10 protein-coding genes are annotated in these 17,021 nt (G+C 59.9%); 5 read left to right on the top strand and 5 right to left on the bottom strand.

Features of this window, described 5'->3' with window-relative positions; all coding sequences use genetic code 11:
• The first annotated feature begins 121 nt into the window (after positions 1 to 121).
• The gene (locus IGS58_RS18185; RefSeq protein ID WP_139144284.1) at positions 122 to 910 is read left to right on the top strand and encodes a tetratricopeptide repeat protein; all 789 of its coding nucleotides are present in this window, start codon (positions 122 to 124) and stop codon (positions 908 to 910) included.
• A 201-nt stretch (positions 911 to 1,111) separates the two neighbouring features.
• Here IGS58_RS18185 and IGS58_RS18190 read toward each other — a convergent pair whose 3' ends face one another.
• A complete protein-coding gene (locus tag IGS58_RS18190) occupies positions 1,112 to 1,300 on the bottom strand; it encodes a hypothetical protein (protein WP_230522301.1) in 189 nt (62 codons plus the stop codon).
• A 178-nt stretch (positions 1,301 to 1,478) separates the two neighbouring features.
• Here IGS58_RS18190 and IGS58_RS18195 point away from each other — a divergent pair, with 178 nt between their 5' ends.
• Positions 1,479 to 4,544, top strand: a complete 3,066-nt coding sequence (locus IGS58_RS18195; RefSeq protein WP_070260036.1) for a TonB-dependent receptor — start codon at positions 1,479 to 1,481, stop codon at positions 4,542 to 4,544.
• A 110-nt stretch (positions 4,545 to 4,654) separates the two neighbouring features.
• On the opposite strand, the gene IGS58_RS18200 is transcribed toward IGS58_RS18195, so the two are convergent.
• Entirely contained in the window at positions 4,655 to 5,380 is a 726-nt protein-coding gene (locus IGS58_RS18200; protein ID WP_070260034.1) for a 16S rRNA (uracil(1498)-N(3))-methyltransferase, read from the bottom strand.
• A gap of 188 nt (positions 5,381 to 5,568) precedes the next feature.
• On the opposite strand from IGS58_RS18200, the gene tkt reads away from it, so the two are divergent.
• Together tkt and gap are read left to right on the top strand one after the other, a co-directional pair.
• The gene (gene tkt / locus IGS58_RS18205) at positions 5,569 to 7,566 is read left to right on the top strand and encodes a transketolase (RefSeq protein WP_070280969.1); all 1,998 of its coding nucleotides are present in this window, start codon (positions 5,569 to 5,571) and stop codon (positions 7,564 to 7,566) included.
• A 76-nt stretch (positions 7,567 to 7,642) separates the two neighbouring features.
• A complete protein-coding gene (gene gap, locus IGS58_RS18210; RefSeq protein WP_010395244.1) occupies positions 7,643 to 8,653 on the top strand; it encodes a type I glyceraldehyde-3-phosphate dehydrogenase in 1,011 nt (336 codons plus the stop codon).
• A gap of 59 nt (positions 8,654 to 8,712) precedes the next feature.
• Here the strand turns inward: gap and IGS58_RS18215 are convergent, their stop codons facing one another.
• From IGS58_RS18215 to glnE, 3 genes are all read right to left on the bottom strand, one after another.
• Positions 8,713 to 8,901: a hypothetical protein gene (locus IGS58_RS18215; RefSeq protein ID WP_070260030.1), complete on the bottom strand. Its 189-nt coding sequence runs from the start codon at positions 8,899 to 8,901 to the stop codon at positions 8,713 to 8,715.
• A 138-nt stretch (positions 8,902 to 9,039) separates the two neighbouring features.
• On the bottom strand, positions 9,040 to 9,816 hold the full coding sequence (locus IGS58_RS18220) for a YoaK family protein (RefSeq protein ID WP_070260028.1): 777 nt from the start codon (positions 9,814 to 9,816) through the stop codon (positions 9,040 to 9,042).
• A gap of 13 nt (positions 9,817 to 9,829) precedes the next feature.
• Positions 9,830 to 12,583 carry a bifunctional [glutamate--ammonia ligase]-adenylyl-L-tyrosine phosphorylase/[glutamate--ammonia-ligase] adenylyltransferase gene (glnE, locus tag IGS58_RS18225; RefSeq protein ID WP_230522302.1) on the bottom strand — a complete coding sequence of 918 codons (2,754 nt, stop codon included), beginning with the start codon at positions 12,581 to 12,583 and terminating at the stop codon, positions 9,830 to 9,832.
• 259 nt (positions 12,584 to 12,842) lie between these two features.
• On the opposite strand from glnE, the gene IGS58_RS18230 reads away from it, so the two are divergent.
• Positions 12,843 to 17,003, top strand: a complete 4,161-nt coding sequence (locus IGS58_RS18230; protein WP_329958011.1) for a YhdP family protein — start codon at positions 12,843 to 12,845, stop codon at positions 17,001 to 17,003.
• The last annotated feature ends 18 nt before the right edge of the window (positions 17,004 to 17,021 follow it).

A 17,021-nucleotide genomic window follows, 5' to 3' on the forward strand; every position in this document is an offset into this window, starting at 1 on the left:
ACGATTAAAGCACTCGTCGGGCTGTATTTGCCTTCTGGGAACTGCTACTGTTTCCGTACGAGCAACGAACCTGCCAGCAGAAAATTCTTTTATTCCGATCAACTTTCTAGTGGACGTCAAGATGAAAAAAATTACACTCAGCTTTTGCTTAATGATGGCATTCGGGGCTGTACATGCAGATGACCTTGCCGATGCTCAGAAGTCGTGGGAAGCCAAGGATTTTTCAACTGCGTTCCAGAAGTTCACGAAATTGGCTAAGCAGGGTAACAGTGCCGCGCAATTGCAGCTGGGTGAAATGTACGGTTTTGGTGAAGGCACGACAGAGGACGTAGCGCAGGCGACGTACTGGCTCAAGCAGGCTGCTGCCAGCGGCAACCCGGAAGCGGCCGCATCACTGGATCTGGTGCAACAACGGAGCGCACGCAAAACCGACATCGCTTACTACACCACCAACTTTGACGGTGCCAATGTCGCCTATGGAAAATTTAATTGTACCCATCCAGTAATTCCCAAGGTGTCTACTAAAAATACTGAAATTACTTCGGTGAATTCTGCCGTTAATGCATGGGTGGATTGTTATGGGCGTTTCGTAAAGAATCTGAATGCGGCGATGCCAATAACAAATACTATTCCGCCAGATATCCTTAAGCTGATGAGCAATGAGGAATTTGTCAAGGCAGATGTACTGATTTCTGAGACGTATAAAAAAATAGCAAATGACAGCCAGAAGGTCGCGGATGGAATCATTGCCGATAATGTTCGCTGGAAAAAAGATACTGAAGAATTTGTTTATAACAGCAATGCGCAACATAAAGCCCAGTTGGTGAAATTGGAAAATGATAATGATCAGGAAGAGAGAAACTTGCGCAACCTGCAAGAGATGAAGCGTATTGCATATAAAAAGAAATAATTATTTAAATGATAATTCATTTATTTTGAATCCTACTCCAGAGCAGAAACGTTTAGCCATCTGATAGCGGCTGCATATTTCGTTCGATCCCCGTCAGCGTACCCCCTATTCGTGAGGTTTTGGGCGGTGCGTGGCGGGCAGCGGGTCTCTATTTGCGCACTCGCACATAACCGCTTCCTGCGGCCGCACTCCTCCCTTTTTTCATACATGCAAGAGCTGGCAACGCGCTAAAAACGTAATTGCATATGCATTTTTATGCCTTTTCCACGCATCAAAATTGTGCATTGCCGCACCATTTTTGGGTGTGTTTATTTTTTCTGACCTTTTTTGTGCAGGTGTGTTGTTTCTGCGCACCATTCTGTTCTGTTTGTTGACAGTTAAGGTTTGCATATGTTTCCATATGTTGTCTAGTCAGCTAGCTAGGGGACCGGCTATAGGACTATATGACCTGTCATAAAATGACGGAGTGGGGAAAATCGGGACTTAAAATAATATTGACCGTGATTTGTTGTATGCATTCTATCCAAGCTGATCCACGAGAAAAGCTTAACTATAATTAGGAAATCACATGTTTAGAAAAACTGTCTTAGTGCGTGCATTGGCGATTGCATTTAGTGCGACTGCGGTGACTGCAGCTGTCGTTCCTGTCGCAATGGCGCAATCTAACGCTGCCGGTAATATTTACGGTACGGTCGATGGCGCAGCCGCTGGCGCTTCCGTTGTCTTGCAAAATATCGGTACTGGTACCAAACGTACCGTGACGGTCGATGCCGAGGGTCGCTATTTTGCGTCGGGCATGGCTCCAGGCCATTACAAGATTGACTTGGTGCGCGACGGCAAGACCGTCAACACCGTCGAAACCGATGTTATCGTGGGTCAAGGCGTTGATGCATCGTTCGCCAGCAGCGCGGTACAGGCAGTGCAGGTTACCGGTCGTCGTAGTCGCATCGACGTTTCGAGCTCGAACAATGGCGCGACGTTTACCGCCAAAGAACTGGCAAAATTGCCTATCGCGCAAAACGTTGCCGCGATCATTCAGTTGGCGCCTAACACGACCCGTGCTGACTCCCGTTACTCTGCCGGCGCATCGTTCGGCGGCGGCGGCGCTTCGGAAAATGCGTATTACATCAATGGTTTCCCAGTTACCAATCCGCTGACCCAATTGGGCGCATCGGAACTGCCATTCGGCGCGATCGCCCAGGCACAGATCCTGACCGGCGGCTTCGGCGCCGAGTTTGGCCGTTCGGTTGGCGGCGTGGTCAACGTCACGACGAAGAGCGGTACCAACAACTGGGAATTCGGTGCCCAGGTTGCCATCGAGCCTAACGGTTTGCGCTCGACGCCAAAAGACTATTACTACCCGAATACGGGCGCGACCTCGAACGCCGCGACCGACAATACGCTGTACCTGCGCCGCAACGACAGCTCGCGCTCGGAAAAGACGTATGGCGCCTATGTGGGTGGCCCGATCATCAAAGACAAACTGTTCATGTTTGCCGCGTTTGAATCGCGCAGTCTCGATACCGACGCCGCGCTGGGTACCCGTACCTCGGCATCGAACGCCACCACTGGCTGGCAGTCGAACCAGCACAAGATCGACCGCTACATGGCGAAGTTTGACTGGAATATCACGGATGATCACCGTCTGGAAATGACGTTGCTGGGCGACGAAGCCAAGACCGACCGTCAATTGTATGGCTACGACTACACGAACAGCCGTCGTCTTGCCAAGACCGCATCGCAGCACTACAAGAACAGCGAAGACTTCTCGCCATCGGTTGGTGCAGAAACGCAAATTATTCGCTACACGGGTAACCTGACTGAAAACTTGACGGTCAATGCCCTGTACGGTCAAAGCAAAACGCCGAACTCGGCTGTTTATGATCCGATCGGTACCGCACCTGCGGATCTGTTCCAGATCAGCGCCGCCAGCAATGTCCGCGCGCCTGGCTTGAACTACAGCAGCCCGCAAACCTTGAACGGTGCTGTTTCCGCTAACGACTCGGCCAGCAAAATCAAGTCTACCCGTCTGGATCTGGAATACAAGATTGGCAACCACACCATCCGTGGCGGTTTGGATGACAACAAGCTGACCTCGACCAACGTCGGTGACATCTATGGCGGCGGCGGTATCTGGGTGTATGGCCAAACCCGTAAAAACGGTGTTGGTGACGGTACTGTGCCGCTGCAGTTGGGTGGTAGCACCGTGAAGACCTCGAACAATCCTGGTCTGCTGGCTTCCCAGGGTTACTGGGTCAGCAAGCGCCTGTTCTCCAGCGTGACGGATGCTCGTTCCGAGCAAAGCGCACAATACCTGGAAGACCGCTGGCAAACCACGAAGGACCTGTTGCTGACCTTGGGCATTCGTAACGAAGGCTTTAAAAACGTCAACGGCGACGGTGATACCTTCCTGGAAGTGAAGAACATGATCTCGCCACGCTTTGCCGCGGCATGGGACGTCAACGGTGATGCCTCGTTGAAAGTGTACGGTAGCGCTGGTCGTTATGCTCTGCAAATCCCGACCCACCTTGCCGTTCGCGGTGGCAGCCGTTCGACACTGACACGTGAAGGCTACACCTACACGGGTACCGACGCTTACGGTCAGCCGACGGGCCTGCAATCGCTGGCACCGGTTTACTCGGTCAACAACGAATTGGGTCAGTACAAGGATCCAAAAACCGTTGTTGCCCAGGATATCAAGGCAACGTATCAGGATGAGTTGACCATCGGTTTCGAAAAAGCGTTTTCGCCTAGCCTGAACTTTGGCGCGAAAGTGACTTATCGCCAATTGAAAGCCACCATCGATGATTACTGCGATACCCGTTTGATCGATGCTTACGCTGTTGATAACAATATCGATACGTCGAACTACTCCGGCTTTTCGTGTGCATCGTTTAACCCAGGTAAAGACAACACCTTCCTGGTCGACTATGCTGGTACCCGCAGCAACTACACGAAAGTTCACCTGACCAAAGCACAGCTGGGCTTTGACGAAGCGAAACGTACGTACACGGCAATCGATCTGTTTGCTGAGCATCCGATGCGTGATGGCTGGTATGGCCGTGTGAACTACACGTGGTCGCGCAGCAAAGGTAATACCGAAGGTCAAACCCGTTCGGACAATGCCCAAACCGACGTTGCCGCAACGTCGACCTGGGATAATCCAGAGTTGATGGTGAATGCCAACGGCTTGCTGCCAAACAACCGCGAGCACCAAATCAAGGCCTTCGGTTTCTATGAACTGAACCCTGAGTGGACTGTCGGCGCGAACGCCTTGCTGGCTTCGGGTCGTCCGAAGAACTGCTTCGGCTGGAACCCTAACGTTCCTGGCGAAGTGGACTATGGTTCGGTCTACTTCTACTGCGATGGTGCTGCTTCGCCACGCGGCTCCAAAGGCACCCTGCCGTGGGATACGCGTCTGGACATGAATCTGTCCTACCGTCCGCAACTGGTGAAAGGTCTGGCATTGAAAGTTGACGTATTTAACGTACTCAACAAGCAAACCGTGCAGACCCTGGACGAAACGTACAACGTGGACAGCTCGTTGAACGTCAGCCCAACCTACGGCCGCGTTATCAGCTACACCGCACCGCGTTCCGTGCGTCTGACCGCCGAGTACAACTACAAGTTTTAATTGACTTGTTTTTCACCCCTTGCCGTGTCTCACGGCAAGAGGGGAAAAGAAAAACCCCGCTAGCGCAAGCTAGCGGGGTTTTTTTTGCCTGCTCGTCCAGTCTTGACTGCTTACATCCCGCCCCACAAGGCACTCAGCGTGGCCAATGCCGTCAGGCCCGCCGTTTCCGTGCGCAGGATGCGCGGGCCCATGGCCAGGCCGATGGCGCCGGCGGCGAGGGCCGCCTTTTCTTCCGCCTCCGAAAACCCGCCTTCCGGTCCTACCATCACGGTGATGGCTTGCGGCGGCTGGTGGCGGGCCCAGTCGGCCAGGGACTGCTCCGCGCGCGGCGTCAAAATGATGCGTTTATGTAAATCTTGCTGGCTACTCCAGCTATTGAAATCCTGCAGCGGTGCCAGCTGCGCCAGGCGGTTGCGCCCGCATTGTTCCGAAGCGGAAACGATAATGCCTTGCCAATGCGCGAGTTTTTTTTCGGCCCGTTCGCTTGACAAGCGCACGACGCAGCGCTGGGCCGACAGCGGCACGATGCCCGCCGCGCCCAGTTCGATGGCTTTTTCGATGATCCAGTCCATTTTGGATGCTTCCGGCAGCGCCTGCGCCAGGGTCACGGCGTAGGGCAGCTCCGCTTCGCGCGCTATGTGCGTCTGGATTTCAGCCGTCACGCTGCGCTTGGCAACCGTCACCAGGCTCGCTTGCACTTCGCCGCCTTCGCCATTGAACAGGGTGATGACATCGCCCGGCGCCAGGCGCACGACCTGGATATGGTGGGCGACAGCCTCCGGCAGGGCGATGGTGGTGCCGGCAACGAGCGGCTGGGGGCAGAAAAAACGCGGCATGCAAATCCTCAACGGGGGTATATGTGGGGTGGAAAGACGTCAAAGTATAGCCATTTGGCTGGCCAGTACGCCGCAATTCTAATTTGCGGCCCCCCAGTCTGGTAAAATACTTGACCACAGAAAGCAGCCGGCTTCCCTGTCCGTGCTGTTGCAAACGAATCCCAAACTCGCGACTGACCCACACCATCATGACAACTACGCTCCCGACTACCAAAATGGCCAATGCGATCCGCGCACTGGCAATGGACGCTGTACAAAAGGCCAACTCCGGCCATCCAGGCATGCCGATGGGCATGGCCGAGATCGCAGTTGCTCTGTGGAGTGGTCACTATCGCCACAATCCCGCGAATCCAAAATGGCAGAACCGCGACCGTTTCCTGTTGTCGAACGGCCACGGCTCGATGCTGCATTACGCGCTGCTGCACCTGACCGGTTACGACCTGTCGATGGATGACATCAAGGCTTTCCGCCAGATGCATTCGAAAACCCCGGGCCACCCGGAAGTCGATATCACGCCAGGCATCGAGACGACTACCGGCCCGCTGGGCCAGGGCATCGCCAACGCCGTCGGCATGGCCCTGTCGGAGCAATTGCTGGCTGCTGAATTCAACAAGCCTGGCTACGACATCGTCAACCACTACACTTATGCTTTCGTTGGCGACGGTTGCCTGATGGAAGGTATTTCGCACGAAGTGTGCGCGCTGGCCGGCACCCTGGGCTTGAACAAGCTGATCGCCTTGTACGATGACAACGGCATTTCCATCGACGGCAAAGTCGAAGGCTGGTTCACGGACGACACCCCGGCCCGCTTCGAAGCGTACGGCTGGAACGTCATCCGCGCCGTCGATGGCCACGATGTTGCCGCCGTGGCTGCCGCCATCGCCGCCGCCAAGACCGCATCGAAGCCAACCCTGATCTGCTGCAAGACCATCATCGGCAAGGGTTCGCCGAACCTGCAAGGCGGCGACAAGGTCCACGGCGCCGCGCTGGGCGACAAGGAAATCGCTGCCGTGCGCGAATACATCGGCTGGGATGCCGCGCCATTTGAGATGCCGGCCGACGTGTACGCGGCCTGGGATGCCAAGAAACAAGGCGCCTTGCTGGAAGCGGACTGGAACGAGCGCTTTGCCGCCTACAGCCGTGAATTCCCGCAGCAAGCCGCAGAATTGTCGCGCCGCATGCAGGGCGAGTTGCCAGCCGCGTTTGAAACGGCGCTGTCGGCCGCCATCGCTTCCTGCGTCGAGAAAAAAGAAAACATCGCCACCCGCAAGGCCAGCCAGAACGCCATCCAGGCACTGGCGTCGTCCCTGCCGGAATTCCTCGGCGGTTCGGCCGACCTGACCGGTTCGAACCTGACCAACTGGAAAGAGTGCGTGGCCGTGCGCTCGGGCCAGCCGGGCAACCATATCAACTATGGCGTGCGCGAATTCGGCATGAGCGCCATCATGAACGGCATCACCTTGCACGGTGGCTACATCCCGTTCGGCGCCACGTTCCTGACGTTCTCCGACTACAGCCGCAATGCCCTGCGCATGGCTGCCCTGATGAAGCTGCGTTCGATCTTCGTGTTCACCCACGATTCGATCGGCCTGGGCGAAGACGGCCCGACGCACCAATCGGTCGAGCACGTCTCGTCGATGCGCCTGATCCCGAACCTGGACAACTGGCGTCCATGCGACACCGTCGAGTCGGCCGCTGCCTGGGGCGCCGCCGTGCGCCGCAAGGATGGCCCGTCGACCCTGATCTTCTCGCGCCAGAATCTGCCGTACCAGGAGCGTAGCGCCGAACAGATCGACAACATCTACCGCGGCGGCTATGTGCTGAACGACGTGGCCGATGCCAAGGCGATCCTGATCGCCACCGGTTCCGAAGTGGAACTGGCTGTCGCCGCCGCCAGCGCGCTGGCCGCCGAAGGCATCAACGTGCGCGTGGTGTCGATGCCGTCGACCGACGTGTATGACCGCCAGGACGCAGCCTACAAGGCCAGCGTGCTGACGAAAGGCGTGCCGCGCGTGGCCATCGAAGCGGGTGTGACCAGCTTCTGGTACAAATACGTGGGCCTGGAAGGCGCCGTGGTCGGTATCGACACGTTTGGCGAATCGGCTCCGGCTGGCGTGCTGTTCAAGCACTTCGGCTTCACGGTCGAGAACGTCGTGGCCAAGGTCAAAGCCGTTATCGCTGGCTAATATTGATTTCTAACGTCCCTGGCGATGCATTTGCCAGGGTCGTGCATGTACCTTCTTTTTTAATCAGGAGCAGAGTATGACGATCAAAGTTGCAATCAATGGCTACGGCCGCATCGGCCGTAATGTGTTGCGCGCTTTCTACGAAGGCGGCAAGAAACAGGATATCCAGATCGTTGCCATCAACGACCTGGGCGATGCCAAATCGAACGCCCACCTGACCCGCTATGACACCGCGCACGGCAAGTTCCCGGGCACGGTCACCGTCGAAGGCGACAACATGATCGTCAATGGCGATCCGATCCGCGTATTCGCACAGCGCAATCCGGCTGAAATCCCATGGGGCGAGCTGGGCGTGGACGTCGTGCTGGAATGCACGGGCTTCTTCACCACCAAAGAGAAAGCTTCGGCTCACTTGAAGGGCGGCGCGAAAAAAGTCATCATTTCGGCACCCGGCGGCAAGGATGTCGACGCAACCGTCGTGTTCGGCGTCAACCACTCGGTACTGAAATCGACCGACACCGTCATCTCGAACGCTTCATGCACCACTAACTGCCTGGCACCGCTGGTCAAGCCGCTCAACGACGCCATCGGCATCGAAACGGGCCTGATGACCACCGTGCACGCCTACACCAACGACCAGGTGCTGTCCGACGTGATGCATGAAGACCTGCGCCGCGCCCGTTCGGCCACCATGAGCATGATCCCGACCAAGACGGGTGCCGCTGCCGCCGTGGGCCTGGTCTTGCCTGAGCTGAATGGCAAGCTGGACGGCTTCGCCATCCGCGTGCCGACCATCAACGTGTCGCTGGTCGATCTGTCCTTCATCGCCAAGCGTGACACCACCGTGGAAGAAGTCAACGCCCTGATGAAGGCCGCTTCGGAAGGCGCCCTGGAAGGCATCCTGACGTACCAGACCGAACCGCTGGTCTCGATCGACTTCAACCACAACCCGGCTTCGTCGAACTTCGATTCGACCCTGACCAAAGTGTCGGGCCGCCTGGTGAAAGTATCGTCGTGGTACGACAACGAGTGGGGTTTCTCGAACCGCATGCTCGACACCACCGTCGCACTGATGTCGGCCAAGTAATTCCTGGCTAGCATACAAAAAACGCCCTTCGGGGCGTTTTTTTTCGTCTGTTGCCAGGCTTATTCCTTGGGTTCGCACTGGTTGCGCCACTGCTCGCACGACGCCTCGACGCCCTGGTAGCACATGTTGAGGATGTAGTCGCAGTTTTCCGACGGAATCCACGCGCGCACGGCGGCCGTGCTGGAGAACGAAGCTGCGGCGCCGACGGCGATGGCAAAGATAAACAGGGCTTTTTTAATGGAAATCATTTTTCTCGCTTTCACAATTGGACAACGGTAGGGTGTCAAATCAAAAGGCCGTCACGGCAGGCATGGTGAACCGGCCAGACGCAGAAAAATATTAGCATTAAAATCAGTAATTTATTGCTATAAAGAAAAATATTCCTGCTAACGCCAGGCGTGCAGGCGGCGCCGGTAAAAGCGCCATAGCAGGCGCAAGTCGCGCAGCACGGGCACGCCGGAGAGCAGGGTCAGCACGGCGGCGAGCAGGATGGTGGCGGCGGGAAAGCCGATGTGCTTGAAGGCCAGGGCGCCGCTGACGCCGCCGAGGAAGAAGCAGGCGATCAGCAGGCTGTGCGTTCTCAGCTTGCCGCGGTTGACCTTCACCATCCGGTCCGGCAGGTGGCGCCGGTTGTAATATGCCATCTTGCCCAGTTCGATGCCGATATCGGTGGACAGGCCCGTCACGTGCGTGGTGCGGATGACGGCGCCCGAAATCTTGGTGATGATGGCGTTTTGCAATCCCATCACAAAGCACAGCAGCAAGATGGTGACGGGGCCCAGCACGTCGGGCATGGCGGCTAGGTAATTACCCGTCAAGCCGAACAGCAACAGCAAGGCTGCTTCCAGCAGCAGGCTGGCGGCAAACTGGCTGTGCAGCCGGCGCCGCTTGCCCCAGTTCACCATGATGGCCGTGACGGCCGCACCGCTGACAAAGGCCAGCCATGCGCCCAGCGCTGCCAGGGCCACGGTGATATTGCCCAGCGCCAGGTCATCGGCCATGCCCGAGACGATGCCCGTCATGTGCGAGGTATAGCCGCCGATGGCGAGAAAACCTCCCGCATTCACGGCGCCCGCCACCAGCGCCAGCACGCAGCCCAGCTGCAGGTTGGCTTGCGTATCGCGCGCCGATCCGCTCAGGCGCGACAGGTAATGGAGCGGCATGCCCGGGCCGGCCTCAGGCTGCGGCGCCGAAGATGGCTTGCCACAGGCGCACGACGTTATCCGCATGTACGCGCACGCGCTCCGGTTCCACGCGGGCCAGGTCCTGCCCCTGCAGGCGCAACTGGTGCTGCAGCTTGCGCAGCGTGCGGTAGGCGTCGGCGACCAGGGCGGCCAGCTGGGCGTCGATCAGTCCCAGTTCGCCGCACAGGCGCAGCAGGGCGATATTGCCCGAGTTGGCCGTCAGTTGCGGATACTGCGCCGCATGCTGGAGCACCAGGTATTGCACCATGAACTCGATGTCGATCATGCCGCCCGGATCCTGCTTCAAGTCAAAGCTGCCCGGGCGTGGCGGATGCGCATCGAGCATCTTCTTGCGCATGGCCACCACTTCGCCCTTGAGCGGGCCGTTTTCCGGGCGCTCCTTGCGCAAGATCGTGTCGCGGATGCGCTCAAAATGCTTGCCGATGGTGGTATCTCCGGCGCAAAAGCGCGCGCGCGTGAGCGCCTGGTGTTCCCACACCCAGGCTGCGCTGCCCTGGTAGCGCTCGAATGCCTGCACGCTGGAAACCAGCATGCCCGAGGCGCCGTCGGGACGCAGGGCGATGTCGATATCGAACAGAATGCCGGCCGACGTGTGCGAGGTCATCCAGGTAATGAAACGTTGCGCCAGCTTGGCGTACAGGCCGGGCGCTTCCTGGTCGTCGTCGTCGAAGAGGAAAATGACGTCCAGGTCGGACACATAGCCCAGTTCCTTGCCGCCCAGCTTGCCGTACGCGATGACGGCGAATTTCGGCACGTCGCGGTGGCGCGTCGGCAAGGTTTGCCAGACGGCTTGCACGGTGGCCGCGACGATGATATCGGCCAGCTGCGACAGGTAGTCGGCCAGTTTTTCCACGCTCAGGTCGCCCGCCAGGTCTTGCGCCAGGCACTGGAACAGCTGTGCATGGTGCATTTCGCGCAGGATATCCATCTGCCGCTCCGTGTCGCCGGGCGCGTCGTCGAGCTGGCGCTGCAGGTCGAGCGCCAGGGCGGCCGGGTCCGGCACCGTGTTGCGGATGCGCTCATCGAGCAACTCGTCGAGCAGGATCGGGTGCTGCGTGAGGAAGGTGGCGGCCCAGCCGCTGGCGCACACCATGCGCACGACGCGCTCGAGCGTATGCGGGTATTCCGTCAGCAGCGACAGATAGGCCGAGCGGCGCGCAATCGCTTCCAGGAAATCGAGCAGCCGGCCCAGGGTGGCCAGCTGGCTGGCATTACCGTTGGAAACGGAGCAATCGGTGATCAGGGGCAGGGCGGAATTGACGAGGGCGACGAGGCGCGTGCGGCTCGCTTCGGGCAAGGACTGTAAACGGGGCGCCTGCCACGTGGCCAGCAGGCGGCGCGCGCAGGCGGCGGGCTCATGGAAACCCAGGGCGGCAAAGCGCGCTTCGATGGCTTCCTGCTGGTCGGACGCGGCGCAGTCGTTCGACGTTTGCGGGTCGATGCCCGTGTCGGCCGGCGGCGTGCCGCTGCTCTTGTCGCTGAACATCTCGTCGAACTGCCCGGCGACAAATACGCGGTGTGCTTCCAGCTGGGCCAGCAGGGTGGGCGTGTCGGGCAAGCCCATCATCTGCGCCACGGTCAGGCGGTCGGCGTCATTCGCGGGCAGGGTGTGGGTTTGCGCATCATCCAGGTATTGCAGCCGGTGTTCGAGGTTGCGCAGGAAGGTGTAGGAACCCAGCAACTGTTCCACGATGGCCGGCTCCAGCAAGCCCTTGTCTGCCACCGTGCGCAGGGTGGCGCGCGTGGAACGTTCTCGCAGCTCGGCGTCGCGCCCGCCCCGTATCAACTGAAACACTTGCGCGAGGAATTCGATTTCGCGGATGCCGCCACGTCCCAGCTTGACGTTGTTGCTGCGGTCCGGGTGCAGCCGTTCCTGGCGGTTGACCTCGGCGCGGATCTGGCCATGCATGGTGCGGATGGCATCGATGACGCCGAAATCGAGGTAGCGGCGGAAGACAAACGGGCGCACGATGGCGTCGAGCGAGGCGATATCCTCGGCCTTGCCCGTTACGGCGCGCGCCTTGACCCAGGCGTAGCGCTCCCATTCGCGCCCTTGCACGATCAGGTACTGTTCCACCATGCTGAGGCTGGCGGCCAGCGGCCCCGAGTTGCCGTTCGGACGCAAGGCCATGTCCACGCGGAAAGTAAAACCGTCCTGCGTGATCTCGGCCAGGGCGGCGATCAGTTTCTTGCCCATGCGAATGAAAAACTCGTGGTTGGACAGGCTGCGCTGGCCCGCCACGGTGACTTGCGTGTCGCCATCTTCCGGGTAGACAAAGATCAGGTCGATATCCGACGAGACATTCAGTTCGCCGCCGCCTTGCTTGCCCATCGCCAATACCATCAAGGCCTGTTCCTCGCCGGACTCCTCGCCGACAGGCATGCCGTGCAGGGCCACCATTTCGGCCATGATGGCGTCCACATGCGTGCGGATGGCGAAATCGGCAAAGCCCGTCATGGCCGTGACGACTTCGTTCAAGTCGGCCTGGCCGCCAAGATCGCGCGCGATCAGGCCGCAGACGAGCAGGTTGCGAAGGCGGCGCATGGCCCGCTCGGGCGGCAGCGGCGGCGTGGCGGCATTCGCCTGGGCGGCCAACTCGGCGGCAAAGTCGAGCCCGTCCAGCGGCGCGCGCACCAGTTGCGCCACCTGCGCGGCGCGCTCGGGGGCGGCGTCCAGCCAGCGCTGGTAGAAACGGGAGGCGGAGATCAAAGGCTGTGTGCTCATGGTATCGGTAACTGTCTCGTGGATGCTGCGTGCATGTTCTTGCTTAACTTGGCTGCGAACGGCGGGGGATGCGGTAAAATTGTGCCGCCGGTCCAATACCGCCGGCAGTGCGTGCTCTTCCGGACGATGGTAAGGGAGGCTTTGCTCAGACGCAAGCGCAAGGATGCAGGTGCGCACCACGAATGCAGACGATTTTTGCCATTATTTGACGCCGGGCCAGTTTATTAGCTTATTGATGCAAAAACCGCCAGAAGCAAGCGTGACAGAACATGTGCCATTGGCCCTGCGCTGGCAGCGGCTGCGTGCCGCCTATCGCATGGCCAACCTGGCCACCCACCATGTGTTGGGTTTTACCATTAAACTGGTATTGCTGGCGTACTTCGCCTTCGCCGTGCTGTTTTTATTCCTGCGCTACGCGATCCTGCCGAATATCGATTACTACAAAGGCGATATCGAGCGGGCGGCCAGCCGCGCGCTGGGCAACCCTGTCAGCATTGCGCGCATTTATGCCTCCTGGCATGGGGTGCGGCCGAATCTCTTCCTTGGCGACGTGACCCTGCGCGACCAGGCGGGCCGCCAGGCGTTGAGCCTGCCGAGCATATCGGCCACCGTGTCGTGGTGGAGCGTGCTTGGCTCCGTGCGCTTTACTACCCTGGAAATCACGCGGCCCGACCTGGACGTGCGGCGCAGCAAGGATGGCAAGCTGTACGTAGCCGGGGTATTGATCGACAGCACGCAAGGCAGCGATGGCAAGGGCGCCGACTGGCTGCTGTCGCAGCATGACATCATCATTCGCGACGGCAAGGTGCGCTGGACGGACGAAGCGCGCGGCACACCCGAGCTGGCTTTATCGCAGGTCAATGTGCTGTTGCGCAACCGCTGGCGCAGCCACCGGCTGGGCTTGCAGGCCACGCCGCCCCCCAGCCTGGCCGCGCCCATCGATGTGCGCGCCCACTTCACACATCCGCCTTTCAGCACGCGCATCTCGGATGTGTCGATGTGGAAGGGTGAGCTGTACGCCGACCTGAAAAATGCCGACCTGGCCGCCTGGCGCCGCTATCTCGACTATCCGTTTGAACTGAGCCAGGGCAAGGGCGCCCTGCGCGCCTGGTTGAGCCTGGATCACGCGCGCCTGGCCGGCTTCACGGCCGACGTGGGCTTGACGGATGTGCAGGCGCAGCTGGGCGAACATATCGCGCCGCTCGACTTGCTGTCGGTCAGCGGGCGCATTTCGGCAAAAGAAGAGCTGTCGGCGCAGGTGCCGGACGGCAAGCCTACCTTTGGCGCGAATGGGCACCAGGTTGAGTTGACGAATTTTGCGGTGGAAACCCGCGATGGCCTCAGCTTGCCACCCACGACCCTGTCCGAACGCTTTGTTGCCGCCACGAAGCGCAAGCCGGCGCGTACGGAAATCACGGCCAGGTCGCTCGATTTGCAGACCCTGGCCGCATTGGCCGACAAGCTGCCGCTGGGTGAACAGCAGCGCCAGCGCCTCGACGCCCTGGCGCCGCGCGGGCGTTTGCAGGATTTTTCTGCGCAATGGGAAGGCGAGATGGCGACGCCGGCCAGCTACCGTTTGCGTGGCAAGCTCATCGATCTGGGCCTGAATGCGCAGCCGGCGCGCCTGGCCGTGGCGAAGACGGCGACCAACCCCGCGCAGGCGGCCGCACCGGCTATCCCCGGTTTCGATTATTTGACTGGCAGTATCGACGCCAGCGACAAGGGCGGCAAGATCGATATCGATGCACAGGGATTGGTATTGCAACTGGCCTCCTACTTGAGTGAGCCGGCCTTGCCGTTCGAACAATTCGAAATGGAGGCGCGCTGGGCTTTCCAAGCAGACAATATGCTGCAAGTTGACCTGGACAGGCTTGATTTTAATCAACAAGGCATGCGGGTCGCCTTGCATGGTTCGCAGCGTTTGCCGCTCGACGGCAGCAAATTGGGTCAGGTGGATGTGACGGGCACGATCGACAACTTCCAGATCAACACCATCGGCCGCTATCTGCCGCTGCAAACGCCCGAGCACCTGCGCCACTGGCTGATGGGCGCATTGGAGGGCGGCGTGGCGCGCGATGTCAGCCTGCGCCTGCGCGGCGAACTCGAACATTTCCCTTTCAAGGCCGACACCCCGGCCCAGCGCAACCGCGGCGACTTCCGCGTGGCCGGCAAGATCGAGAATGGCACGCTGAACTACGCGCCCGGCGAATTTGCGGAAAGCGGCCCCCTGGCCGGCAAGGCACCGCTGTGGCCGCAGGCGGAAAAGATCAAGGGCAGTTTCGTGTTCGAGCGGGCGCGCATGGAAATCCGCGGCGACACGGCCACCACGGGCGGCGTGGCCTTGACGAATGTCAAAGCCGTGATTCCCGACCTGACCGTCTTCGACACCTTGCTCGATATCGAGGGCAATGCGGCCGGCCCGATGCAGGAATTCCTCAAGTACGTGACGGCCAGCCCCGTGCTCGGCTGGATCGAGCATTTCACGGATGAAACGACGGCAACGGGCAATGCCAAGCTGGCCCTCAAATTGCACTTGCCGACAGAGCGCATGCTCGAGTCGACCGTGCAGGGCAGCTTGCAGCTGGCGGGCAACGACGTGGTGCTGTTCCACGACATGCCGCCCGTGCTCGGCACGCAGGGCAAGATCGAATTCAACGAAAAAGGCGTCAACCTGAATGGCTTGAATGGCAGCCTGCTGGGCGGGCCGCTGGCCATTTCGGGCGGCACGCAGCCGGACAGTTCCATCCAGGTGAAACTGGCCGGCAACATGACGATCGACGGCTTGCGCAAGACCTATCCGGCGCCCGTGCTGCAGCGCCTGGCGAAACATTTGAATGGCGGCGCCCGTTACAGCGGCCTGATCACGGCGCGCGACCACCAGGTGGTCGTCAATGTCGAGTCGCCGCTGACGGGCCTGGGTCTGGATTTCCCCGCCCCCCTGAAAAAGCCGGCCGGCGACAGCCTGCCCGTGAAATTCACCCTGACGGGCAATGCAGCCAACGGCGCGGGCTTGCGCACGGACGATATCCGCATCGCGCTGGGTTCCGGCATCGCTGCCCGCTACCAGCGCCAGAAGCAGGGCAAGGATGCCTGGCGCCTGGTGCGCGGCGGCATCGGCGTGAATGTGCCGGCGCCGGAACCGGACAGCGGCATGATGTTCAACGTCAACATGAAAACCCTGGACGTGGACAGCTGGATTGCCGCCGGCAGTGAAATCGCCGGCAGCGGCACGGCCCCCGCCGACAGCGGCGCTGCCGATGATGCGCCCGATATTGCGCAATACGTGGTGCCTGACATGATGGCGGCCCGTGCCAGCGAACTGATGCTGGGCGAGCGCAAGCTGGAAAACGTGGTCGTGGGCGCCACCCATCAAAAGGATGTGTGGCAAGCCAATATTGACGCGAAGCAGGTGTCCGGCTATGTGACGTGGCTGGAAACGCCGTCCGGCCTGGGCAAGATGACGGCGCGCCTGTCGTCGCTGATCATTCCCGAGTCGGCCGCCAATGACGTGAAGAATCTGTTGGAAGGAAAAAGCGGCGCCCAGTCGATCCCTTCGCTCGATATCGTCGCCGAGCAGTTTGAACTGTTCAACAAGAAGATCGGCCGGCTGGAATTGCAGGCCTATAACACCATGGCGGCGGGCGGGAGAGAATGGCGCGTGGGTAAGCTGCAGCTGTCAAACCCCGATGGCGCGCTGAGCGGCAATGGCAAATGGGTCATCAAGGATGGGCAAAGCACGACCAGCCTGCGTTTTGGCCTCGATATCGTCGATGCGGGCAAGTTGCTCGACCGCTTCGGCTTTGCCGATACGGTGCGTCGCGGCAAGGGCCGCCTGAGCGGTGACATCGCCTGGAATGGCTTGCCGTATTCGCTCGACATTCCCACCTTGTCGGGGCAGATCGAGATGAACGTGGAATCGGGCCAGTTCCTCAAGCAGGATCCGGGCGCGGCCAAGCTGTTGGGCGTGCTCAGCCTGCAAGCCTTGCCCCGTTTGCTGAAACTCGATTTCCACGACGTGTTTTCCGAAGGCCTGGCCTTCGACGGCATCACGGCCAACGCCAGCATCAAGCGCGGCGTCGTGACCACGGACAACCTCAAGATGCATGGCGTGGCGGCCACCGTGCTGATGGATGGTACGGCCGATATCGCCAATGAAACGACGAATTTGCACGTGGTGGTGATCCCCGAATTTAACCTGGGCACGGGGCCGCTCGTGTACGCGCTGGCCGTCAACCCCGTCATCGGCCTGGGCAGTTTCCTGGCGCAATTGTTCCTGCGCGCTCCCGTGATGAAGGCGCTCACTTACCACATGCAGATCGCCGGCCCGTGGAAATCGCCCGTCGTGACCAAGCTCGATGGTGGTAAATTGGAACCTGTCGCCGTGCCTGCCGCTGAAGCCGTGGAGGCCGTGGCGAAATAGGCGAGGCGTTCGAATGGA

Origin of the sequence: Janthinobacterium sp. EB271-G4-7A, assembly GCF_020858075.1 — a bacterium.
Classification (GTDB): Bacteria; Pseudomonadota; Gammaproteobacteria; order Burkholderiales; family Burkholderiaceae_D; genus Janthinobacterium; species Janthinobacterium lividum.